This is a genomic window from Hyphomonas sp. CY54-11-8 (genome assembly GCF_000682735.1).
Classification (GTDB): Bacteria; Pseudomonadota; Alphaproteobacteria; order Caulobacterales; family Hyphomonadaceae; genus Hyphomonas.
In genome coordinates this window covers 507,572-527,766 of record NZ_AWFD01000001.1, presented here as the reverse complement: position 1 = coordinate 527,766, position 20,195 = coordinate 507,572, and the positions used below count along the sequence as shown (strand labels likewise).

The 20,195-nt window shown below is 62.6% G+C and carries 23 protein-coding genes and 1 other RNA gene; 11 read left to right on the top strand and 13 right to left on the bottom strand.

Annotated elements, in window-relative coordinates:
* The first annotated feature begins 90 nt into the window (after nucleotides 1-90).
* The 5 genes from HY17_RS20460 (at nucleotide 91) to HY17_RS19125 (ending at nucleotide 3,543) form a co-directional block, all read left to right on the top strand.
* A complete protein-coding gene (locus HY17_RS20460; RefSeq protein WP_233348592.1) occupies nucleotides 91-627 on the top strand; it encodes a low molecular weight protein tyrosine phosphatase family protein in 537 nt (178 codons plus the stop codon).
* Nucleotides 628-673: 46 nt separating this feature from the next.
* Nucleotides 674-1,045, top strand: an RNA gene (rnpB, locus tag HY17_RS19150) — RNase P RNA component class A.
* 123 nt (nucleotides 1,046-1,168) lie between these two features.
* Nucleotides 1,169-1,714 carry an AAA family ATPase gene (locus tag HY17_RS02745; RefSeq protein ID WP_034761907.1) on the top strand — a complete coding sequence of 182 codons (546 nt, stop codon included), beginning with the start codon at nucleotides 1,169-1,171 and terminating at the stop codon, nucleotides 1,712-1,714.
* Nucleotides 1,715-1,783: 69 nt separating this feature from the next.
* On the top strand, nucleotides 1,784-2,497 hold the full coding sequence (locus HY17_RS02740) for an SGNH/GDSL hydrolase family protein (protein WP_034761905.1): 714 nt from the start codon (nucleotides 1,784-1,786) through the stop codon (nucleotides 2,495-2,497).
* A gap of 422 nt (nucleotides 2,498-2,919) precedes the next feature.
* Nucleotides 2,920-3,543 carry a TetR/AcrR family transcriptional regulator gene (locus tag HY17_RS19125; protein WP_051599560.1) on the top strand — a complete coding sequence of 208 codons (624 nt, stop codon included), beginning with the start codon at nucleotides 2,920-2,922 and terminating at the stop codon, nucleotides 3,541-3,543.
* Here the strand turns inward: HY17_RS19125 and HY17_RS02730 are convergent.
* The 3 genes from HY17_RS02730 to HY17_RS02720 are packed head-to-tail and all read right to left on the bottom strand — an operon-like array spanning nucleotide 3,540 to nucleotide 6,303.
* Entirely contained in the window at nucleotides 3,540-4,562 is a 1,023-nt protein-coding gene (locus HY17_RS02730) for a low specificity L-threonine aldolase (protein WP_034761904.1), read from the bottom strand. The two genes, HY17_RS19125 and HY17_RS02730, sit on opposite strands and share 4 nt — an antisense overlap.
* The gene (locus HY17_RS02725; RefSeq protein ID WP_034761902.1) at nucleotides 4,559-5,311 is read right to left on the bottom strand and encodes an SDR family oxidoreductase; all 753 of its coding nucleotides are present in this window, start codon (nucleotides 5,309-5,311) and stop codon (nucleotides 4,559-4,561) included. Before HY17_RS02725 ends, HY17_RS02730 begins: the two co-directional genes overlap by 4 nt.
* Nucleotides 5,308-6,303 carry a calcium/sodium antiporter gene (locus tag HY17_RS02720; protein ID WP_051599559.1) on the bottom strand — a complete coding sequence of 332 codons (996 nt, stop codon included), beginning with the start codon at nucleotides 6,301-6,303 and terminating at the stop codon, nucleotides 5,308-5,310. Before HY17_RS02720 ends, HY17_RS02725 begins: the two co-directional genes overlap by 4 nt.
* Before the next feature lie 293 nt (nucleotides 6,304-6,596).
* Here HY17_RS02720 and HY17_RS02715 point away from each other — a divergent pair, with 293 nt between their 5' ends.
* Nucleotides 6,597-7,067, top strand: a complete 471-nt coding sequence (locus HY17_RS02715) for an NUDIX domain-containing protein (protein WP_034761900.1) — start codon at nucleotides 6,597-6,599, stop codon at nucleotides 7,065-7,067.
* A gap of 33 nt (nucleotides 7,068-7,100) precedes the next feature.
* Here the strand turns inward: HY17_RS02715 and HY17_RS02710 are convergent, their stop codons facing one another.
* The 4 genes from HY17_RS02710 to HY17_RS02695 all read right to left on the bottom strand — a co-directional run bounded on the left by HY17_RS02710 (nucleotide 7,101) and on the right by HY17_RS02695 (nucleotide 10,844).
* Nucleotides 7,101-7,862, bottom strand: a complete 762-nt coding sequence (locus tag HY17_RS02710) for a murein L,D-transpeptidase family protein (protein WP_051599558.1) — start codon at nucleotides 7,860-7,862, stop codon at nucleotides 7,101-7,103.
* Between the two features lie 255 nt (nucleotides 7,863-8,117).
* The gene (locus HY17_RS02705; RefSeq protein ID WP_051599557.1) at nucleotides 8,118-8,786 is read right to left on the bottom strand and encodes a CDP-alcohol phosphatidyltransferase family protein; all 669 of its coding nucleotides are present in this window, start codon (nucleotides 8,784-8,786) and stop codon (nucleotides 8,118-8,120) included.
* Between the two features lie 97 nt (nucleotides 8,787-8,883).
* Nucleotides 8,884-9,807, bottom strand: coding sequence for an Hsp33 family molecular chaperone HslO (locus HY17_RS02700; RefSeq protein WP_034761899.1), 924 nt, complete (start codon nucleotides 9,805-9,807; stop codon nucleotides 8,884-8,886).
* 86 nt (nucleotides 9,808-9,893) lie between these two features.
* Nucleotides 9,894-10,844, bottom strand: a complete 951-nt coding sequence (locus HY17_RS02695) for a radical SAM protein (RefSeq protein ID WP_034761897.1) — start codon at nucleotides 10,842-10,844, stop codon at nucleotides 9,894-9,896.
* 165 nt (nucleotides 10,845-11,009) lie between these two features.
* Here HY17_RS02695 and HY17_RS02690 point away from each other — a divergent pair, with 165 nt between their 5' ends.
* Nucleotides 11,010-12,317: an MFS transporter permease gene (locus tag HY17_RS02690; protein ID WP_051599556.1), complete on the top strand. Its 1,308-nt coding sequence runs from the start codon at nucleotides 11,010-11,012 to the stop codon at nucleotides 12,315-12,317.
* 3 nt (nucleotides 12,318-12,320) lie between these two features.
* Here the strand turns inward: HY17_RS02690 and argF are convergent, their stop codons facing one another.
* Nucleotides 12,321-13,247 carry an ornithine carbamoyltransferase gene (gene argF / locus HY17_RS02685; RefSeq protein ID WP_034761895.1) on the bottom strand — a complete coding sequence of 309 codons (927 nt, stop codon included), beginning with the start codon at nucleotides 13,245-13,247 and terminating at the stop codon, nucleotides 12,321-12,323.
* Nucleotides 13,248-13,358: 111 nt separating this feature from the next.
* Nucleotides 13,359-13,613 carry a GlsB/YeaQ/YmgE family stress response membrane protein gene (locus tag HY17_RS02680; protein WP_034761894.1) on the bottom strand — a complete coding sequence of 85 codons (255 nt, stop codon included), beginning with the start codon at nucleotides 13,611-13,613 and terminating at the stop codon, nucleotides 13,359-13,361.
* Between the two features lie 201 nt (nucleotides 13,614-13,814).
* On the opposite strand from HY17_RS02680, the gene HY17_RS02675 reads away from it, so the two are divergent.
* From HY17_RS02675 to nspC, 3 genes are all read left to right on the top strand, one after another.
* Entirely contained in the window at nucleotides 13,815-14,006 is a 192-nt protein-coding gene (locus HY17_RS02675) for a hypothetical protein (RefSeq protein WP_034761892.1), read from the top strand.
* 163 nt (nucleotides 14,007-14,169) lie between these two features.
* The gene (locus HY17_RS02670; RefSeq protein ID WP_034761891.1) at nucleotides 14,170-15,384 is read left to right on the top strand and encodes a saccharopine dehydrogenase family protein; all 1,215 of its coding nucleotides are present in this window, start codon (nucleotides 14,170-14,172) and stop codon (nucleotides 15,382-15,384) included.
* Nucleotide 15,385: 1 nt separating this feature from the next.
* Nucleotides 15,386-16,525, top strand: coding sequence for a carboxynorspermidine decarboxylase (nspC, locus tag HY17_RS02665; protein ID WP_034761889.1), 1,140 nt, complete (start codon nucleotides 15,386-15,388; stop codon nucleotides 16,523-16,525).
* A 158-nt stretch (nucleotides 16,526-16,683) separates the two neighbouring features.
* On the opposite strand, the gene HY17_RS02660 is transcribed toward nspC, so the two are convergent.
* Nucleotides 16,684-17,520, bottom strand: coding sequence for a carbon-nitrogen hydrolase family protein (locus HY17_RS02660; RefSeq protein ID WP_034761887.1), 837 nt, complete (start codon nucleotides 17,518-17,520; stop codon nucleotides 16,684-16,686).
* Nucleotides 17,521-17,564: 44 nt separating this feature from the next.
* Complete coding sequence (locus HY17_RS02655) at nucleotides 17,565-18,071, bottom strand: hypothetical protein (RefSeq protein ID WP_051599555.1); 507 nt, start codon at nucleotides 18,069-18,071, stop codon at nucleotides 17,565-17,567.
* Nucleotides 18,072-18,184: 113 nt separating this feature from the next.
* On the opposite strand from HY17_RS02655, the gene HY17_RS02650 reads away from it, so the two are divergent.
* Nucleotides 18,185-18,841, top strand: coding sequence for a cytochrome b/b6 domain-containing protein (locus tag HY17_RS02650; RefSeq protein ID WP_034761885.1), 657 nt, complete (start codon nucleotides 18,185-18,187; stop codon nucleotides 18,839-18,841).
* Nucleotides 18,842-18,856: 15 nt separating this feature from the next.
* On the opposite strand, the gene HY17_RS02645 is transcribed toward HY17_RS02650, so the two are convergent.
* Together HY17_RS02645 and HY17_RS02640 are read right to left on the bottom strand one after the other, a co-directional pair.
* Nucleotides 18,857-19,693, bottom strand: coding sequence for a thioesterase family protein (locus HY17_RS02645; RefSeq protein WP_034761884.1), 837 nt, complete (start codon nucleotides 19,691-19,693; stop codon nucleotides 18,857-18,859).
* Between the two features lie 86 nt (nucleotides 19,694-19,779).
* Nucleotides 19,780-20,193, bottom strand: a complete 414-nt coding sequence (locus HY17_RS02640; RefSeq protein WP_034761882.1) for a GFA family protein — start codon at nucleotides 20,191-20,193, stop codon at nucleotides 19,780-19,782.
* Nucleotides 20,194-20,195 lie beyond the last annotated feature (2 nt).

Below are 20,195 nucleotides of genomic sequence, written 5' to 3'. Positions count from 1 at the left end.
TTTTCGCTTGAATCCGGCGGCGTCCGGTTCTATCTCCCCCTTCTCTCGTGTTGCCGCGGCTGCTGACCCCGACAACATGAGGAAAAGACGATGTCACACCCCGCAACGCGGGCCGCACGCCGTGTGGCCGCCCGCAACCACAATGGCGACCGCAAGGTTGAGCCGACCTATCGCGGCTTCGAGCAGAAAAACTGGAAACTGATCTACCGGCGGGCGAACAAGCTTGGCCGCGCGCGCCAGATCGGCAAGATATGGCCACACCGGGAATGGGAGAATCTGATGGCCGATGCAGAGCCGGTAAAGGTACTGTTCGTCTGCAGCCACAACAAATGGCGCAGCCCGACCGGCGAAGCCATGTTCTCCCGCGCCCCCGGCGTTGCCACCCGGTCTGCCGGGACCGCGCACAATGCCCGTCACAAGATCACCGTGGCGGACATCCGCTGGGCCGACATGATCCTCGTCATGGAGGACAAGCATGAACAGCGCCTGCGCGCCGATTTCCGCCAGGAAGTCGCGTACAAGGCGCTGCACGTGCTGGATATTCCGGACGACTACCAGTTCATGGAAGACGAACTGATCGACCTGCTGCGCGAAAAGTGCGAACCGCTGATCTTTGGCCAGGCGTAAACGCGGCTGGCCACGGGCGGCCCTTGGCCCTATATACCGCGCCAGACCAGACGGCCGGGCAGCCGCTGGCATGCTGGTAACGGCATGCTGGAGGAAAGTCCGGGCTCCAGGGATACAGGGCGACGGCTAACGGCCGCCCGGCGCAAGCCGAGGGAAAGTGCCACAGAAAGCAAACCGCCTCCCCTCGCGGGAGGTAAGGGTGAAAGGGTGGGGTAAGAGCCCACCGCGGGACTGGCGACAGGACCGGCACGGTAAACCCCGCCCGGAGCAAGACCGAATAGGGGGCGCGCATGGGCTGTATCCCGCCTGCGCCCCGGGTGTGTCGCGTGAGGTGCCTGGCAACAGGCATCCCAGAGGAATGGCTGCCAGACCTGAGCAATCAGGCGAACAGAACCCGGCTTACAGGCCGTCTGGTCTTTTCTTCCGGTCGCGCAATGCGCGACAATTCGATCGAGGATCGAATGAAGGAAAAAAAAGCCTTAAGCGCAAGCGAAGGCTTACACTCCGCACCCGCACAGATTTCACATTGGGAGAGCCCCCCATGGACAATTTCATCCTGATTTCCGGTTGCTCCGGTGGGGGCAAGTCGACGCTGCTGACGGCGCTGAAGGCGCAGGGCCATCAGGTCGTGGAGGAACCGGGCCGGCGCGTCGTGGAGGCAGAACAGGCAAGCGGCGGCAATGCCCTGCCCTGGACGGATATCGAGGCCTTCCTGCACCGCACGCTGGACCTTGCGATCGCCGACCACAAGGCCGCACAGGACCTCACCGGGCCGGTCTTCTTCGACCGGGGTGTCTTGGATGCCGCCATGGCGCTGGCCCATGTGACCGGCAATCCTGCCGCCGCTGATCCGGCAGGCGAATACCGGTACAATCCGTCAGTGTTCCTGGCCCCGCCCTGGCCGGACATTTTCACAGGCGACGAAGCCCGTCGGCACGGCATGGGCGAGGCCGTCGCGGAGTATGCCCGCCTGGAAGCCGCCTTCCCGGCGCTTGGCTATTCCACGCACATCCTGCCGAAGATCTCCGTGGAAGATCGAATAGCATTTGTTCTGTCAGCCCTGATAATGCAGCAAAAAATGGAGTAGAGTGGCACGTACCCTGCACAGCACGAAGGTAATTTCGCGCTGGACCGGCTAAAGGAAACGGAATCCACCATGCTGAAACACATTGTTATGAGCGCGCTGCTGCTGGCAGTACCCGCCTGCGCCAATCAGGATTCACCTCAAGGTGCCCTGCCGGACCTGCCAGGCAAGGTGTTGATCGTCGGGGATTCGATTTCCCTCGGCTTTGGCGCGATGGGGCCGGATCAGAACTGCCCGTTGACCCCGGAATTCAATTCGGTCAGCCACTCCTATGGCGTTCAGGTCGCCGAGGCCCTGGGCGTTGATTATGTCATGTTCGCATGGCCGGGCATTGGGCTGGTTCACAATTATGGGGAAGATCAGACCAATACGATGTCGATGCGCCTGGCCCGCGAAGATGAGACCGCGCGTCTGGACGCCGCCGACCCGGTGCAACTCGTCCTGGTGAACCTCGGCACCCACGATTTCTATCAGAATGACCCGTCTGAGCAGTTTGTCCCGGCGATGGAAGACCTGTTGTCCCAGATGAGCACACGCTATTCCGATGCAACGATCTATGCCCTGACCGGCCCGATGCTGAGCGGAAATGACCGGATTTTCTTCGATCATGCCGTGGAAACGGCCGTCGAGGCGGTAAACACGGAAAAAGACACAGCCATCCGCTATCTCGCACTGGATGGCGGCGATCCGTCGGTTGCCTTTGGCTGCCAGTGGCACCCGTCCGTGCCGGCTCACGATCACATGGCGGAACTGATCCTCGACGATCTGCGCGCGCACAACAAATAGGGATACCTGCAGCCAGGAATACCCCCCTGAAGCCATGTTCAGCCGGGGCACACCCATACGGCGCAACTTACATACCGGTATATCCTTTTTCGGTCGCTGGACCGAGTGCCGCCGGATGCGCAAATATGCTAACCTGTCAGTCGAACGCCGCAACGCGGTGCAGAGACTTACGGCAATCCGTGCCGGACAGGAGGCAGCAGGCATACACGCAAAAATGGCACGCTGACTTGGTGCCGCAAACGCCGACAGTGGTGCAAATCAAGGCAAATCCAGCCAAATTTTCGTGACGCCTGACAGTATCCGGCGACCGGCAGGCCTTGCGTCGTTGACACTGATTGGCGCATTACACTAGTTGCAACTATTGAATGAGGGCTTCGACCAGAAGTTTCCACTCAATGTCGCTAAGAGAGGCAGGTCCATCCATGGCCCGAACACCCGGCGCCCGGAATTACAACTTTGACGCGAAGCGTTTGGCACTGCTGGACAGTGTGATCAACTTCGCCTTGTCCGGAGAGATCCAGCGTCCCTCCCTTCGCCAGCTGGCGCTCGCCGCGGAAACATCCGAGCCGACTCTGCGCCATTACTTTACGGACCGCAAAGGCCTGGTGATTGCCATGATCGTCGAACTGGGCGAACGCGCCCAGCCCATCTGGCAGCAACTGGAAGAACCGGCACCGAGCGTTGAAGAGGCTGTCGCCGCATGTTTCCGGCACGCCGTGGCGCGGATGGAAGACGACATTTTCGTCCGGATGCACGCCTTCGGCATGGTCGAAGGCATGGCAGAGCCGGATGTCGGACAAGCCTATCTGGAACACATTCTGGAACCGTCGATGGACTGCGTGTGCCGCAAGCTCGCTGGTACGCCCGGGTCTCCAACCGACGGGAATGAAATCCGTATCGCCGCCATCGCCATGTTCTCGCCCGTCATCATGATGAGCCTGCATCAGCATCTGCTTGGCGGCCGTGCAGTCGCGCCGCTGGACAATCAGTCAGCCGTGGAACAGCTCAGCAACTGGCTGGGCGGCGCCATAGCCGAGACGGCCTAGGCCGCCAACGCCTCTGCCACGGCGGCGATCTCCGCCTCCGGTGTGTTCCAGGAACAGACGAACCGGTAAGCCCCGCCCGGCCAGGGATAGAAGACACCACCGGCTGCTTGCAGCCGGCGGGCGGCCTCTTCGGTCAGCATCGGGAAGACTTCATTGCCATCGACCGGATAGGCTATATCGAACCCGGCCTGGGTGAACACATCTGCCAGCACCTGCGCGCGGGCATTCGCCTGCCCTGCCAGTTGCAGCCAGAGCCCATCCTCCAGCATGGCATGGGCCTGCGCGGCCAGGAACCGCATCTTGGGCGGCATATGACCGGACCGCTTGGCGCGGGCTTTCAACTCGCCAAATTTCTTCCGGGCACCGCCGAACAGAAGAATGATCTCGCAGCCGATGGCGCCGGTCTTGGTGAGGCCGAAGGTCAGCACATCGATGCCGGCCTGCCAGGTCATTTCCGCGACCGTCACCTTGCCGTGGGCGAGCACATTGCCAAGCCGCGCGCCATCGAGGTGCACGTAGAGCCCCTTCTCTTTCGCGAGGCTGGCATAGAGGGCAATCTCGGCCGCACGGTAGGCCGTGCCGCATTCGGTGAGATTGGTCAGCGACAGCGCCTCAGCTGGCGTCTCGTGCACAAAGGATGGATTGATCTGACCGAGCGCCGTTTCCAGCGCCTCACGGTCGATCCGCGCGCCGAACCCGGTCAGCAGCTGCAGCTTGCCGCCGCCTGTGAAGAATTCCGGTGCGCCGCGCTCATCCCGCGCGATGTGAGCTTCCTCATGGCAGAGCACAGCGCCGACAGACGAGCAGAAGCAGGACAGCGCCAAGGCATTGGACGCGGTGCCCGACGCGGTCAGCCAGTAATCGAAATCCTCTGTCTCAAACACGGCAGCGAGTTTTTTGCGCAGGGCCGCCGTGACGGTGTCGCCGCCATAGCTCGCTTCCATGCCGCCGTTCACGGAGGCCAGCGCCTCGATCACGCGCGGATGCGCCGGCGCCGACGTATCGGACGAAAAATTCATATCTGGACGTCCGGGGTCTGCCACATCAAATGCTGGCCGCCATCGCTGGCGATCATCTGGCCGGTCACGCTGGCGGCCGAGACGAGATAACGCATGGCACGCACGATCTCTTCCGGCGAGGAGCCCTCCCCCGTCAGCGTTGCCGCTTTCTCCGCCGCAAACTCCTCCGGCGTCTGATGAACACTGGCGAGGGTTGGTCCGGGGCCGATCCCGTTGACCCGCACATCGGGCGCGAGCGCCTGCGCCAGCGTCTGCGTCGCCTGCCACAGCGCGGCCTTGGACAGTGTGTAGGTGAAAAAGACGGGATTCAGCTTCCAGACCCGCTGGTCGATCATATTGATCACGAGCCCCTTCCGCCCATCCGGCAGGTCTGATGCGAGCTGCTGGGCGAGATGGATAGGCGCCCGCAGATTGGGCTCCATATGCGCGTCCCAGTCTTCCCGGGAATGGGTCAGCGCGGTATCGTCATGGAAGGTAGAGGCTGAATTGATCAGTAGGCAGACCGGTCCGCCCAGCGCCTTTGCTGCACGGGCGACAAGGTCGCCGCGGGTCTCTTCATCAGAAAGATCAGCCTGTATGGCTTCTGCGATGCCACCCGCCTTGCGGATCATCTCGCAGGTCTCATCCGCACCGTCAGAAGAGCTGTGATAGTGGACAGCGACCTTCCAGCCATCTTCGCCCAGAGCGAGGGCCATGGCGCGGCCGAGGCGGGCCCCGGCGCCGGTGACGAGCGCGATACCGGGCGTCATGTCCCGGCCGGCTGGAACAAGCCGGTGATGTTGAGCCCGGTGATCAGGCCGTAAATGTAGGCTGAGTAGACCAGCAGGAGCAGCACGGCCGTCAGGCGGCTGATACGCGCCTTGGTCAGGATCACGATCCCGATCACCAGCGTGGCGAGCGCCAGCGCCCAATGGTCATATTGCTGGAATGTCGGCGCCATCCGGATCGGTCCGAAAAGGGAGAGAATGCCGCCTGCCCCGAGTATGTTGAACACATTCGAACCGAGCACGTTGCCGATCAGCACTTCGCCCTGCTTCTTCACCACGGCGACAAGGCCCGCGCCGATTTCCGGCAGCGACGTCCCGATCGCGAGCAGGGTGAGGCCGATATATTCCTCCGGCACATTCAGGAACATGGCGATGCCGACACCGCCCTCGATCACGAGGTCCGCGCCGAGGATCAACCCAAGGATGCCGAGCGGGACATAGACAAGCGCCAGCCAGAGCGCCAGGTGCGGGTCTTCCTCCTCCGTCACGCCGGGATCCTTGCCTGCGGCCACCGCGCGGCGCGCCGCAATGAAGGTGAGGCCCGAATAGGCAATCAGAAGCGCGATGAAGCAGAGGCCGACCAGTGGCGTCAGCGGCATCAGGGCCGTGATGCCGATCCAGGCCACCGCCGCGACGACGACGGCGATCAGGCCGCGCTTTTCTCCTACACCGCCCGCCGCAATGGGTGCGATCAGGGCCGGCAGGCCCAGAACGAGGAACACATTGGCAATATTGGATCCGACAATATTGCCGAGGGCGAGACCGGAACGGTCCGACAGGGCCGCATCGAGCGACACGATCATCTCAGGAGCGGAGGTTCCGAAACCGACAATAAAAATGCCCGCAACGAGGGGCGAAACCCCCATGCGGGCAGCAAGGGACACAGCTCCGCTGACCAGCGCATTTCCCGCCAGTGCCATGATCACAAGCCCCCCGACGAGGGCTGCGATCAGAGAGAGCTCCGGGATGGGCAAGCCTAGCGTTTAGTCCAGTCGCTTGAATTCAATCAGATTCAGAACGCCGAAGACGACGACGATGGCAGCAATGGCAAGCAGGGACGGATGGATCATGTCGCTTTCTCGCTTGTGTTATCTTTGTCACGTGATTGTGTTCGCTGGCGTGTGCATAGCGCGGTGCGCCGCGCATGGCGAGCCCAATTCGGCAGGGTTTCCACCCGATTTTTCGCCGAAATACCGTATTTTGGTCCAATTGCAGGAAAATTTTTGCATTCACCTCTTCTTGGGACGATTTCGCTAGGAGGAACGCCATGGCCCGCATCCGCACCCGCGTCTTCCAGTCCTGGTTCCGCCTGTCCCGGCCAATGACCCTGGGCGTGCGCGCCGTGGTGGAGAATCAGGCCGGAAAAGTCTTCATGATCCGCCACACTTACACGCCTGGCTGGTACCTGCCGGGCGGAGGCGTGGAGAAGGCTGAAACCAGCCTGGAATCGCTTGAGCGGGAATTGCTGGAGGAAGGCGGTTTCCAGCTGACGGCCTCGCCGGACCTGATCGGCATCTATTCCAACCATTTCGTGTTTCCGAATGATCATGTCGTGCTTTACCGGGCCTGCCCCGGCACTTGGACACAGGGCGAAGCGACCTCTCGCGGCGAAATCGCGGAAGCCGTCTGGGCGGACCCGCTCGCCCCGCCGGAAGGCACAACGCCGGGCACATTCAGCAAACTTCAGGAAATCTATGCCGGGACCCCGCCCTCACCCTACTGGGCGCCGGGACGCTAAGACCAGAATGCCGGTATAAGGCGCTGAGCCAGATCAGCTGGCCGAGGATATTTCGTACTTCCCGCCGGAGACCTGCACCACAGGCACGTGACCTGTCTTTTCGAATGCTTCCCAGGCCGGGGCGAGCGATCGCCAGAAGGCGGCGTTCGGGTCCCCGGCATGACGCTGCAGGTTCGCCGCCGTCATCGGGAACGGATAGATGTGCACCGGAACGGATTTCTGCCCCTCGCCCATCGCCGCCTGCATCAGGGTCCAGATCTCCTCGATCGCTTCATCGGTCATGGCGTAGCAGCCGATCGAAACGCAGTCTCCATGCACCATGAGGTAGGAGCCCGTGCGGTCGTGGGCGCGGTCATAGGCGTTCGGATAACCGAGATTGAAGGCGAGGTGATAGTCCGATGCCGCATTCATCTGGCCCGGGGCGACCGAATAGAAGCCTTCCGGCGCCTGCATGTCGCCTTCGGTCAGTTTTGGCCCAAGTTTTCCGGAATAGGCACACACCGGCCAGGAACGGAACGGTTCGTACACCCCTTCTTCATTCGCCACATAGGCCGTCAGGACAGCAGGATCCTTGGTAAGCCGGAGGTAAACGGGCGCGCCAAGGTGAGAGTCCTGCTCCGCCAGCGCTTCGCTGAGTGCCTCGGTATGCGCTTCGACAACGGCACGCGAGCGCGGGGTTTCACGCACGTCGTCCACCCCCGCCACGGCCAGAACGGCCGGCAGGCAGAGGAACGCCATCGCCGCGCTGAAGACGGCCACAAGCTTCCAGGCATCGACGGGGCGTTTACGTTTCATAAACTCAGTGGTCTGCCTCGAATGCGGCAGCACAGAGGCCAGTCTCGTGGCAGTTTCGTGGAAATGGCGCCCCATTTCCGCCCCGAGCATTAAGTTGCTTTTAATTTACCGGTGAGACGCTTTTGTCGTGACGGGGGAGTGAACCAGTTCTCGTCATCAACAGACAATCGGTGCAGCGGGTTTCCCTTTGCCCTGCGCGCCGGTGACGCAAACGGAACGCCGGCTCTTTTTCCCCTAGGGCCGGCGTTCTTGCGTTCAGCCCTTCCGGCTGCCCACCGCCGCCACCATGTACCGCCAGCCGGTCCACAGGGAAAGGAACGCCGCGATCCAGAGCAGGCCGACCAGCGCAACCGCAGCAAGTTCCGCCAGATTCGCTGTCGTGGCGCCTTGCGTCACGGCGTTCTGCGGAATGGCCGCCAGCGGCAGCATCAGGCCGATAATCGCGGCCATCTCGAACGCGGTTTTCCATTTGGCGAGGTTGGATGGATCCACCACCGCCTTGCCGGCCGGTGTCGTGCGCAGCCAGGTCATGAAGGCATCGCGGGCAATGATCGCTGCGGCCGGAATGTAGATCAGCCAGGTGTGGAAGATCAGCGCGAGACCGAGCAAGGCGAAGCCGACCAGGAATTTGTCCGCAATCGGATCGAGCCAGACGCCGAAACGGGACTGGGCCTGAAGTTTGCGGGCCAGCCAGCCGTCAAGAAAATCCGTCAGTGCTCCGGACAAAAAGGACAGGAGGGCAAACTGGTACCAGAGCTGCTGCACCGCGATCCGGTTTTCCTGATCCGTTGCGGCGATCTCCTGCGTCGTGCCGAGGTCGATCAGGTCCTGCACGCGCAGGGCCTGAACAATGCCGCCAAGGCAGAGCAGCGCGAACACGCAGCGCGCAACCGTCAGCGCATTGGGGAGCCATTTGAAGTTCATCCGCGCGGTGTGCCAGCGAGCGGGCGCCGAGGCAATGCGGAATGTAGGCAGGGCCCCATCTCCCGCCGCAATTGCGGCGGGAGATGGGGCGGCTATTCTAGTTCGACGCGCCGGTCACCTTTTCGATCGGCACAGTGTAGTGCCGGCCGCAGAACTGGCAGTCGATGGACAGATTGCCGTCGTCTTCGACGAGATCCCGCAGGCCATCGTCGGGCATGTTCTGCAGCGTCGCAATGAGGCGCTCCTCATTGCAGGTACAGCGGTCGTCCAGCACCTGTGGCGGCTCCATCCGCACTCCCTGCTCATGGAACAGGCGGAAAAGCAGCTGTTCCATCGGCAGGTCCGGATCGGCAAGTTCGGCATCGGTGATCGTGGCGAACAGGGCCTGCGCCTCGTCCCACGCCTCTTCCGTGTCGCCTCGGGCTTCATCCCCGGCGATCCGCTGGATCATCATGCCGCCGGACACCCAGAGCGCCGGATCGCCCGGCCGCTCAAACTCTGCCAGCGACAGGCGGATGCGTGTCGGGACCTGTTCGGACTGGTCGAAGTAATCCTCCGCGCATTCCGCCAGCGTCCCTTTCACGAGCGGGACGATGCCCTGATAAGGCTGGATCGCCGGATTGTCCTGAATGATGATCAGGCCAAGCCGACCGGCAGGGCCGAATAGCTGGGGCATGTGCGGGGCTGCGCCCTTGTTCAGCTTGTCGAGATGCGCCCAGGCGTCGGCATCGAAGCGTGCATAGCCGCGCACACCCCCATCGGAGCGGTATTCGCCGACCAGCATCTTCACCGGTCCGTCGCCCTCGGCTTGCACCAGAAGGCGCCCCTCGAACTTGAGGGACGACCCGACCAGCGCCGCAAGCGTAACCGCCTCGCCCAGGATGCGGGCGAGATTGTCGGGATAGTCATGCCGGTGAAGGATCGGCGAAATGCTCGCCGGGCCCATGCGCACGGCCCGGCCGCGTACGGGTCGGTTCTCGATCTGGAAATTTGCGACGAAATCGCTGGAGGTAATAGACATGGCGGGAGTCCTTGTAGCGCCCCCATGTGGCAGTCCACCCCCCTTGCATCAAGAGCAGGCTCTGCGATCGCGCGCGGCCTCGTGAATCAGGCCGAGCAGCTGCCGCCGCCAAGGACGCAGAAACTGGCGCACCAGGGGTGGTTCAGCTTCACCGGCTCGGCGGTCGCCTGCTTCAGCGTGTGCCCCAGCTCAAACGCCGGATCGTCCACAAGAAGCGTGCAGGCCGTCACGCTCGCCCGTCCCGCGCCCTTGCGGCGGATCACCATGCGCTGGTCTGCGCACATGATGCTGTCGGGTGACTTGTTGAGAATCCCCCAGCAAGCCGTGGTGATTTCCGGCGGATCATCCTGCGGGATCATCTCCGGGAACAGGACCAGCTGTTTCGGATCGGCCGGGTCCAGCGACAGGCCGAGCGAGGCAGCCAGCGCGCCATAGCCGGCGCGGGCCTCGGTCTCGTCTTCGTGCAGGGACTGGCGTCCGGCAATGGCGACCTGAAAGCCCTCCTCCGCCAGCCAGCGCAGGCCGGTGCAGGCCTCGTCAAAGGCCCCTTCCCCGCGTTCGGCTTCGTGCAGGGCCTGGTCATGACTGTCGAGGGAAACCCGGAGGATCAGCTTGTCCGCCAGGCCGTTCTTGCGCAGGCGCCGGAGGCCTTCCTGGATGCGGGGCCGCATCATCGGGCGCATCGCATTGGTCAGGAACAGCAGGCTGTGCCCGCGGAACAGGATGGCCTCCATGATCGGCAGGATGTCCGGGCACATGAAGGGCTCGCCGCCCGTGATGCCGATCTCCACCTCGCCTGAGGTCATCCGGTCGACCTCATCCAGGTAGGGCATGACATCGGCGAGCGTCAGGTAGACCAGCCGGTCATTCTTCGGGGACGAGAGAATGTAGCAGTTCCGGCACTCGATATTGCAGAGCGTTCCGGTGTTGAACCACAGTGTTTTCAGTCCCGCCCACGCCACGGTGGCACGGGTCTCGCCCTTCGCCGTGATGTCCGGATGAGAGAATTTCTGCGCGGGAAAAAGTGTGTCTGGCATGTCCGCACCCTACCCGTGTGCGCGATGCATTCCAGCGGGAAAATACCGATCTGACAAAGGTTTGATCGGCGCGTGTGGCGGAACTGTCGGCGGGCCTTTGCAATTGCCTTTTATGCACGAAACATGATCCTTTCGGGGTCCGAACGGCTGAGGGCAATCCGGGCGATGGCGCAAGACAAGAAGAGAGCGGTTTTCCGCCTGTTGACCTCAACGAGCGAAACGCCTGGCAATCTGGATATTTCCGATACCGCCCGCGAACACGAGCCGGACAATTTCTTCCGGCACGTCACCAGCCTGTCGGCCAGCAAGATCGCCGATGGCCTGATCGATCCGAAACTCGTACTGAGCTGGATGCTGACCGCGCTGGGCGCGCCGGCCGGCCTGCTGGGTCTTCTGGTGCCGATCCGCGAAGCTGGCGCGCTCTTCCCGCAAATGTTCACCGCCGGGGCGCTGCGCCAATTGAAGCGCCGGAAATGGGCCTGGGCAGGCGGCGCGCTGGTGGAAGGCATGGCCGCCATCGCCATGGGACTGGCGGCCCTGCTGCTGACCGGTGCGGTGGCGGGCTGGGTCATCCTCGGCGCACTGGCCATGCTGGCGCTCGCCCGGTCGGTCTGTTCGGTCACCTACAAGGACGTGCTCGGCAAGACGATTGCGAAATCCCGGCGCGGCACTGCGACCGGCACGGCGGGGACGATCGGCGCGGGCGCGGTGCTGGCCTATGGCGTCCTGCTGGCCTTTGCGGGGGAAGACCGGCTGGCGCTGGTGACCGGCGGTCTCGTTCTGGCTGGCGTCCTCTGGATCGCAGGCGCCGTGGTGTTTGCCAGCATCGCCGAAGAGGCAAGCGAGCAGGAAACGGGCTCCGGCCCGGCCCGGCGCCTTGCGGAAGATCTCGGCCTGCTGGCCCGCGATGCCCAGCTGCGCCGGTTCATCCTTGTGCGGGCCCTACTCACGTCCACCGCGCTGGCCCCACCCTTCATGGTGGCGCTGGGGACGCAGGCGCAGTCGGCGCCCAACATGTTCGGCGGCCTTGGCCTTCTGGTCGTCGCCTCGGCAGGCGCAGGCCTGCTCAGCTCCTATGTCTGGGGCCGCCTGGCCGACCGGTCGAGCCGCAAAGTCCTGATTCTGACGGGTCTTGCCGGGGCGCTTGCCCTGTTCGGCACGCTGGGCCTGAATGTTGCTGGCCTGCTTGCCGCGAATGCTGGACTGCCGGTGATGATCTTTATCCTGATGATTGCTTATCAGGGCGTGCGGCTTGGACGCTCCACCCATCTTGTCGACATGGCAACGGCGGAAACGCGCGCGGCCTATACTGCACTCTCCAACACAATCATCGGCATGGTGCTGATCCTCGGCGGGGGCTTCAGCCTTGTGGCGAGTTATGCCGGATTGGCGACCGTCATCGCCATTCTCGGCGTCATGAGCGCGCTCGCGGCCGTATCTGCGCTGGGGCTGGAAGAGGTCCAGTCCGGCTGAGGCTTATTTTTCGAGGCACCAGCGAAGCACGGCCTTCTGGGCGTGCAGGCGGTTTTCCGCTTCGTCGAAGACAAGGCTTTGCGGGCCGTCGATCACTTCGGCATCAACTTCCTCGCCCCGGTGCGCCGGCAGGCAGTGCAGAAAGTATGCGCCCTTGTTCGCCAGATCCATCAGGTCTTCGGTGACGGCATAAGGCTCCAGGATTTCGAGGCGGCGCTCGGCATCCTTGTCACCCATCGAGACGAACGTGTCGGCGATGACGACGTCTGCCCCTGCAACGGCTTCTTCGGCTGTTTCATAAAGATCGATCTTGCCCTGCAATTCGCGGGCAATGTCGAGATCCTCATCGTCCGGCGCAAACCGGGCGGGCGTGCCGACGGCCAGCGAGAAGCCGAACTTCGCCGCCGCATGAATGAAGCTCGCGCAGACATTGTTGCCGTCGCCGACCCAGGCGAGGCGCGCGCCGCGCAGCTCCAGCCCCTTCTCTTCCAGCGTCTGCAGGTCCGCCATGATCTGGCAGGGGTGCGAGCGGTCGGTCAGGCCGTTGATGACGGGGACGGAGGAAAACTCTGCAAATGCCTCGACATCTGAATGGTCATTGGCCCGGATCATCACCGCGTCGACATAGCGGGAGATCACGCGGGCCGTATCCTCGATCGTCTCGCCCCGGCCGAGTTGCATGTCACCGGACGATGTGGTGATCGACGAGCCGCCCAGCTGGCGCATCGCCATGTCGAAGGAATAGCGCGTCCGGGTCGAGGATTTCTCGAAGATCATCGCCAGCGTATGGCCTTCCAGCGGGGCGCCGTCATCGACGCGGCCCTTCGGCCAGCCGGCGCGCGCTTTCTTCATGGCGTGGGCCATGTCGAGAATTTCGCGCAGTTCGACATGGTCGAGATGCCAGAGATCGATGAAGTGACGGCCTGCCATGGAGAGTCTCCCCGTTAAAGGGCCTGGAAAAGGAAGCGCGGGCCATAGCGCATTATGGCCCGCGGTACCAGTCTGTTGCAGGAATTGCTGGTTTACACCTGTCGGAGCAGATCAGGCGCGCTTCAGCACACGCACAATCAGGAGCAGGACCACTGCGCCGATCGTGGCATGCACGATGGACCCGACAATGCCGCCGGCGAGGCTGATGCCGATAACCGGGAAAAGGAACCCGGCAATGAACGCGCCGACGATGCCTACGGCAATATTGCCCACGATGCCAAAGCCGCCACCGCGCACGATCAGCCCGGCCAGCCAGCCAGCCACGCCGCCGACCAGCAGAAAAATGATAAGCCCTTCAAGGGTCATCTGGTGTCTCCTCATGGTTTTCCGGCACCGGGAACAGGCCGGACTGTTAAGCGTACAACCCTCAGGACCGGCATTCGTTCCCCCTCCCAAGGCAGGTCATCGCATCCGCCATCTATGACATTTTTGAGAATGACTTGCAAAGAAGGGTGGCTTATGCATATTCATTTCTGCGAATGCTTCGCAGTTGCAAGGAATTGTGTCATGTGTGTTCCAGTCGATGACTCCGCCATGCTGTGCTGGCTGCAGACGCAGCTGCGTGTGATCGAAGCCTGGCAGGCCGAGCTGTCCAGCCGGCCCGACGCCGATCTACAGCAGGTTGAGCGGCTGGCCCGCCATTATGACTGGTTAAACGAGGAGCTCTCCCGCCTGTCGACCTACCGGCAGGCTGCCTGAGCCTTCTCACGGCCGCAGCGCGGGCGGAGCCTTGTTTCTTCCCCCTAAAGCGATCTGCCTGCGCTGCGCCACCCCTTCATGTCTCCACTGGCGAAGCCCCCCGGTTTGCCCTATGTGACGGGTCAATTCAGGAACCCCGCAGAGTTTTGGAGGCCCTCCCATCATGGACCGCGTTCTCATCATCGGTGCCGGCGCTGCCGGTTCGGTCGTCGCCCAGAAATGCGCGATGGACCGCGACACGTTCAAGCACATCACGCTCGCCTCGCGCCGCCTCGAAAGTTGCGAGAAGGTGGCGACGCTCTGCAAGACGCCGATCGAGATCGCGCAAGTCGATGCTGACAATGTGCCGGAAGTCGTCGCCCTGATCGAAAAGGTGAAACCGGACCTGCTGATCAACATGGCCCTGCCCTATCAGGACCTGCCGATCATGGACGCCTGCCTCGAGACCGGCTGCAACTATATGGACACGGCGAACTATGAGCCGCGCGATGTGGCCAAGTTCGAATATCATTGGCAGTGGGCCTATCACGACCGCTTCAAGGAGAAGGGCATCACCGCCATTCTCGGCTGCGGCTTCGACCCCGGCGTGACCAACGTCTACTGCGCCTATGCGCAGGAGCACCTGTTCGACGTGATCGAATATATCGACATTGTGGATTGCAATGCCGGCGACCATGGCAAGACCTTCGCCACGAACTTCAATCCGGAGATCAACCTGCGCGAAGTCACGCAGGACGGAAAATACTGGAAGAATGGCGAGTGGATCGAGATTCCCGCCCTCTCCATCAATTGCGACATCGACTATCCGGAAGTCGGTCCGAAGGATTCCTACCTCATCTATCACGAGGAAGAGGAAAGCCTTGTGAAGAACATCAAGGGCCTGAAGCAGATCCGCTTCTGGATGACGTTCGGCGCGGAATATATCAAGCACCTTCAGGTATTCAAAAGCATTGGCCTGATCGGCCTCGAACCGATCAAGCACAAGGGTATGGACATCATTCCGATGGAGTTCCTGAAGGACTTGCTGCCGCCGCCGTCCTCCCTCGCCGAGAACTATACCGGCAAGACCAGCATTGGCGTGATCTTCCGTGGCAAGAAGGATGGCAAGCCGCTGACCAAGATGATCTACAACGTCTCGGACCATGCCGAGACGAACAAGGAAGTCTCCGCCCAGGCCGTCTCCTACACGACGGGCGTGCCGCCTGTGTCCGGCGCGGCCATGTTCTTCCGCGGGGAATGGGCCGGCAAGGGCGTGTTCAATGTGGAGCAATTCCCGGCGAAACCCTTCCTCGAAGACGTCGCCAAGCGCGGCCTGCCCTGGCACGTCATCGATGTGAAGCCGGGCGACCAGGAAGAGCTGTTTGCGGTGGAGACCTGATTTGACCACCTTGCCGTCGGACATTCCAACTCCCATTTTCGTCCTCGACATTGCCCGCCTCCGGAAGAATCTGGAGACGGCAAAGCGCGTGCGGGAGGAGGCTGGCTGCAAGGTGCTGCTGGCCACCAAGGCCTTCGCCATGCCGGCGGCTTTCCCGGTGATGACCGACTATCTCGACGGCACCACGGCCAGCGGCGAGCATGAAGCCATCATGGGGCATGAGAGCTTCGGCAAGGAAGTGCATGTCTACTCCCCGGCCTATACGGAAGATGAAGTCCGCCGCCTGACGAAAATTGCGGAGCACATCTATTTCAACTCGGCCGAACAGCTTGCGCGCTTTGGCGACATCGCCCGCGATGCAGGCGCCCATGTCGGCCTGCGCGTAAACCCCGGCTATTCCAACGCGACCCTCGGCGGCGATCTCTACGATCCCTGCGCACCGGGCAGCCGGTTTGGCGAAGTCCCGGTAAAGCTGGCCGATGTCGACTGGTCCGGCGTCGACATCTTCCATGTCCACGCCCTGTGCGAGAGTCTGCACGGCGGCTCCGCCGGACTGATCCAGCATGTGGCCGACAAGTTCGGACAATATATCGAGCAAGTCTCTGCCGTGAATTTCGGCGGCGGGCACTTCATGAACAAGCCGGGTTATGATGTCGACGTCCTCATCGAGGCGATCAAGGCCTTCAAGGCGCGCTTCGGCGTCGACGTCATCCTCGAGCCGGGCGCTGGCCTCGTCGTCAACACGGGCGAACTTTATTCGACGGTGCTCGCCCTGCACTGGAACGAGATGGATCTCGCCATTCTGGATGCCTCCGCCTCCACGCACATGCCGGACGTTCTGGAAGTCCCCTACCGGCCGGACATTGTCGGCGCAGGCCAGCCGGGCGAGAAACCGCACACTTACCGCCTCGGCGGCAAGACCTGCATGACGGGTGACGTGATCGGGGATTACTCCTTCCACAAACCATTGCAGCCGGGCGACCAGATCGTCTTCACAGACCAGATGCACTACAGCTTCGTGAAGACAAACACATTCAACGGCACGCCGCTCGCCAATCTCGCCATCCGCTGGGAAGACGGCCGCGTCGAACAGGTCTCGCATTTCGGCTACGAAGAATTCCGCCGCCGCCTCGGCAGGTAGAATTCCTTTAAATTTCCCAGAACTCTTTCACCGGATCTTCCTCACTTCGTGCCAGTCTAAGGGCTCGGAGGAATGCGCATGGCTGGGCGTATCGCACTCGGATGTCTTGTACTCTGCCTTCTGGCAGTGTGCCTGCTCGCGCCGGGTGCCGCGACCATTTAACCGCCCATCCGTGTAACGTCTATTTCCCGGTCGTTCCCGAGCGACGGAATGCGCGCGCGGGCCTTCGCCACCTCATCAAGGTCCAGCTCCGCCAGCACGATACCGGGCTCGGCGCCTTTGGCCTCTGCGATCACCTCGCCCCAGGGTGAGACGATCAGGGAATGGCCGAAGGTTTCGCGCCCGTCCTCATGCTTGCCACCCTGCGCCGGGGAAACGACGAAACAGCCCGTCTCGATCGCCCGCGCCCGGACCAGCACGTGCCAATGCGCCTCGCCCGTCACGCGGGTGAAGGCCGCCGGGATGGTCAGGATGTCCGCCCCCGCCTGCGCGAGCTTCCGGTAAAGATGCGGGAAGCGAAGGTCGTAGCAGATCGTCATGCCGACCTCGCCGAACGGCGCCTTGGCCAGCACAGCCGTCTCGCCCGGTCGGTAAGCCCGACTCTCGCGATAGTTCTGCCCGTCGCCGACCTCCACATCGAACATGTGGATCTTGTCGTAGCGGGCAATCACGCCGCCATCCGGCCCGATCAGGAAGGAGCGGTTGGCGAAGCGCTCTTCGCTCTCCAGCGTCACCGCAAGCGAGCCGATCAGAAGGGTCACGCCGAGCTCAACAGCCAGCGCCTGGAAGGCATGCAGGGGAATATCGTCCTGTTCCACAATCTTCGGTCGCGCCATGCCGGGGCGGATGTCGAGCAGGTTCGTCATCTCCGGGGTCGCGATGAATTTCGCGCCGTTCCCGGCCGCTTCACGGATGAGCGCGGACGCCGCCGCAATGTTCGGGGCAACTTCCACACCAGAACGCATCTGGACACAGGCAGCAGTAATCTTGGTCATGTTCCGATCCTAGCGCCGCGCGCGAAGAGCGCCAGCCGACATCCTTATCCACCGCTTCCGGGAAGCAAGTCTTCCAGAAAATAGGCAGACAGCGCGTTTCGCCCGGCAAGACTGCTCTTGCGGTAAACGGCCCGCGCCTGTTCGCGAACCGTGCGTTCACTTGTCTCGCGCAGGTCGGCGATCTCCTGCAGCGAAAGCCCCTTCAACAGCAACAGGCCAACGTCGGACTCGGCATCCGTCAGCCCCCAGGCCGAAAACTGGCGCGCGATGGCGATGCCCAGTCCTTGCACAAGTTCACGGTTTTCCGCCTGCCAGCGCCCGGCGTCCTGCCGCGCATCGGCCAGTGCACGGCGCAGGCGTCCGAGACGCCACAGCATGGCCCCCAGCCCGAAGGATGCGGCGACCAGTACGACCAGTTCGGCCGCAAGATGCCCTGCGCCTGCGCCTTCTCCACTGTCGGTGATCAAGTCTGCCCCGATGAACAGGGCAATCGCGCCAAACAGCGCGGCGATGCCCAGAAGGCCTCTGCGTCCGGATACGTCATCTGACATACGCCCTTCTCCCCCAAAGCGCGGGCAAAGGGAATGCGTCAATTGACGGATGGTTTTGGCACCATGTTTCCGCCAGGTTTTCCCGGTCAGCAGGTAGCGACGGAGACATTCGCATGAGCCAGACCAATACCTCCACTCGTCCGGCCCCCACCCGCCCGGTATGGGACCCCCTTGTCCGTATCGGGCACTGGACGCTGGTGATCGCGTTTTTCACCGCCTACCTGTCTGGCGACGACCTGTTCAACATCCACAAATGGGCCGGCTATGTCGTGGCGGGCTATGTGCTGGTCCGCATCGTCTGGGGCGTGATCGGCACAAGGCATGCGCGGTTTACAGATTTCGTGCGCGGCCCCGGCGCCGTCCTCGGATACCTGCGCAGCCTTTTCTCAGGCAAAGCGAAGGACTATGCCGGCCACAATCCGGCGGGCGGCGCCATGGTCATCGCCCTGCTCTTCAGCCTGCTGGTCACAACATCGGCCGGCATGGCGCTCTACGCAGTTGAAGACAATGCCGGGCCGCTGGCCGGGATCGTGACGGAAGAAACCTTCGCGCCGCTCGCTTCTGCCTTCGGAGAGGAAGGCGAGCATGGAGGCCATGAGGAATCCGGGGCCGAGGAATTGCTCGAAGGCGTGCACAAGGCCTTCGTCTACATCACGCTGGCCCTGGTCGGCCTGCACCTTGCCGGTGTCGTCGCCTCAAGCCTCGCCCACAAGGAAAACCTCGCCCGCGCCATGGTGACCGGCCGCAAGCAGGTGCACGATGAGGCCTGAACTTCAGGCCTCTTTTCACCCTCCTGGCCGGGGCAGGCACATCAGCTGTGATGATCCGGTCACCAGCAGCCTGCCCTGCGCATCCCGGATTTCCCCATCGGTTGCCATCAGCCCGTTTTCCGCGACCGGCGCCCGCACCCGCATGTGCAGCCAGTCTGCATGACTGGTGGGACGGTGAAAGCGGTAGTGATAGTCGATGTTCGGCGCGATCCAGGGCGATGGGCCGTCGGTCGGATGGGCCGGATACTGGGCCAGCCAGCCGAACGTATCCATCAGGATGATCGCGCGCCCGGCATCGGCGAAGGCATCCTCCGCCACGGCCCGCGGCGTGAAGCGGTAAAAGCCGGTCAGTTCCGGATCGCGGGCCGCTTCACCCTTGCGCGGCGTCCCCCGGATCGGGCGCTGTTCGAAATGCCGGAAGAATGGATGCGAAGGTTCGTCGGGATACTGTTCTTCAAAAGTGGGTACGCTTTCCGGGTCCGGCAGCTCTTCCTGCGTATCGTCATGTACCAGCCCGGGCAGCATGTCGGATACGGTCCAAACATGACACAGCAGAAGCGTCTTACCCTCCTGAATCAGCTCAGCTCTCAGCAGCTCGCTCCGCTTGCCCGCCTTCACGGGCTCGACGCGGATTTCCGCCGTGGCATATTTGCCCATGCGGAGGAAATGACAGGACATGCTGGCCGGGCGGGACAGGCTGCTCGCCTCACCGGTCGCCCGCAAGGCAAGCGTGGTGATGAATCCGCCCGCCGGGCTCCACAGGCCCCAGCTTTCCGGAAGGTCGACAGCCCAATGCCCTTTTCCGATCGGCTGAAGCCGCGTCGCCTGTTCGAAATCGTCTGACGCCTGCATGAAAGTTCCTCCCGGACATTCTGTCTTCTGACCGCCAGATTAGCCGCGCGGCACAAAGACAGAACCCCCAAAGGGAGAATTTCACATCAATCTTTGCGGGCGGCCGCTTCTGTTCTCGGTCCCGGCCAGACAGCGCGGTCGCCGTCGGGATTGACGGTCATGCCCTGGCCTTCGGTCTGGCGGATCTTGATGGCGCTCACGTCGAAGCCCTTCAGGCAGTTCACGTTGACGCCGTAATGGTCCGGCATCGCCCGCTTGCTGTGAAACGGATAGATGCCGCAGGTCGAGCAGAAATAGTGCCGGGCGACGCCGGTGTTCCAGCGATATTCGCTGAGTGACTCTTCACCGGAGACCAGCGTGAAGCGATCCTTCGGAACGCTGGTCATGGTCGCGCCTTTCATGGCGCAAAGGGAACAGTCGCACTGGTAGACATCCGTGATGTCAGCCTCGAAGCGGAACCGGACGGCCCCGCAATGACAAGACCCTTCCCAGTGCGTCATGA

Bases quoted from the DNA above. Each gene is read 5' to 3' on its own strand.
- HY17_RS02650 (WP_034761885.1), top strand. From the start codon at position 18,185: ATGAGCCAGACCAATACCTCCACTCGTCCGGCCCCCACCCGCCCGGTA.
- argF (WP_034761895.1), bottom strand. From the start codon at position 13,247: ATGGCAGGCCGTCACTTCATCGATCTCTGGCATCTCGACCATGTCGAA.
- HY17_RS02675 (WP_034761892.1), top strand. From the start codon at position 13,815: ATGTGTGTTCCAGTCGATGACTCCGCCATGCTGTGCTGGCTGCAGACG.
- HY17_RS02660 (WP_034761887.1), bottom strand. From the start codon at position 17,520: ATGACCAAGATTACTGCTGCCTGTGTCCAGATGCGTTCTGGTGTGGAA.
- HY17_RS02730 (WP_034761904.1), bottom strand. From the start codon at position 4,562: ATGAATTTTTCGTCCGATACGTCGGCGCCGGCGCATCCGCGCGTGATC.
- HY17_RS02725 (WP_034761902.1), bottom strand. From the start codon at position 5,311: ATGACGCCCGGTATCGCGCTCGTCACCGGCGCCGGGGCCCGCCTCGGC.
- HY17_RS02640 (WP_034761882.1), bottom strand. From the start codon at position 20,193: ATGACGCACTGGGAAGGGTCTTGTCATTGCGGGGCCGTCCGGTTCCGC.
- HY17_RS02700 (WP_034761899.1), bottom strand. From the start codon at position 9,807: ATGTCTATTACCTCCAGCGATTTCGTCGCAAATTTCCAGATCGAGAAC.
- HY17_RS02710 (WP_051599558.1), bottom strand. From the start codon at position 7,862: ATGAAACGTAAACGCCCCGTCGATGCCTGGAAGCTTGTGGCCGTCTTC.
- HY17_RS02670 (WP_034761891.1), top strand. From the start codon at position 14,170: ATGGACCGCGTTCTCATCATCGGTGCCGGCGCTGCCGGTTCGGTCGTC.
- HY17_RS02695 (WP_034761897.1), bottom strand. From the start codon at position 10,844: ATGCCAGACACACTTTTTCCCGCGCAGAAATTCTCTCATCCGGACATC.
- HY17_RS02745 (WP_034761907.1), top strand. From the start codon at position 1,169: ATGGACAATTTCATCCTGATTTCCGGTTGCTCCGGTGGGGGCAAGTCG.
- HY17_RS19125 (WP_051599560.1), top strand. From the start codon at position 2,920: ATGGCCCGAACACCCGGCGCCCGGAATTACAACTTTGACGCGAAGCGT.
- HY17_RS02705 (WP_051599557.1), bottom strand. From the start codon at position 8,786: ATGAACTTCAAATGGCTCCCCAATGCGCTGACGGTTGCGCGCTGCGTG.
- HY17_RS02680 (WP_034761894.1), bottom strand. From the start codon at position 13,613: ATGACCCTTGAAGGGCTTATCATTTTTCTGCTGGTCGGCGGCGTGGCT.
- HY17_RS02740 (WP_034761905.1), top strand. From the start codon at position 1,784: ATGCTGAAACACATTGTTATGAGCGCGCTGCTGCTGGCAGTACCCGCC.
- HY17_RS02655 (WP_051599555.1), bottom strand. From the start codon at position 18,071: ATGTCAGATGACGTATCCGGACGCAGAGGCCTTCTGGGCATCGCCGCG.
- HY17_RS02645 (WP_034761884.1), bottom strand. From the start codon at position 19,693: ATGCAGGCGTCAGACGATTTCGAACAGGCGACGCGGCTTCAGCCGATC.
- HY17_RS02715 (WP_034761900.1), top strand. From the start codon at position 6,597: ATGGCCCGCATCCGCACCCGCGTCTTCCAGTCCTGGTTCCGCCTGTCC.
- HY17_RS20460 (WP_233348592.1), top strand. From the start codon at position 91: ATGTCACACCCCGCAACGCGGGCCGCACGCCGTGTGGCCGCCCGCAAC.
- HY17_RS02690 (WP_051599556.1), top strand. From the start codon at position 11,010: ATGGCGCAAGACAAGAAGAGAGCGGTTTTCCGCCTGTTGACCTCAACG.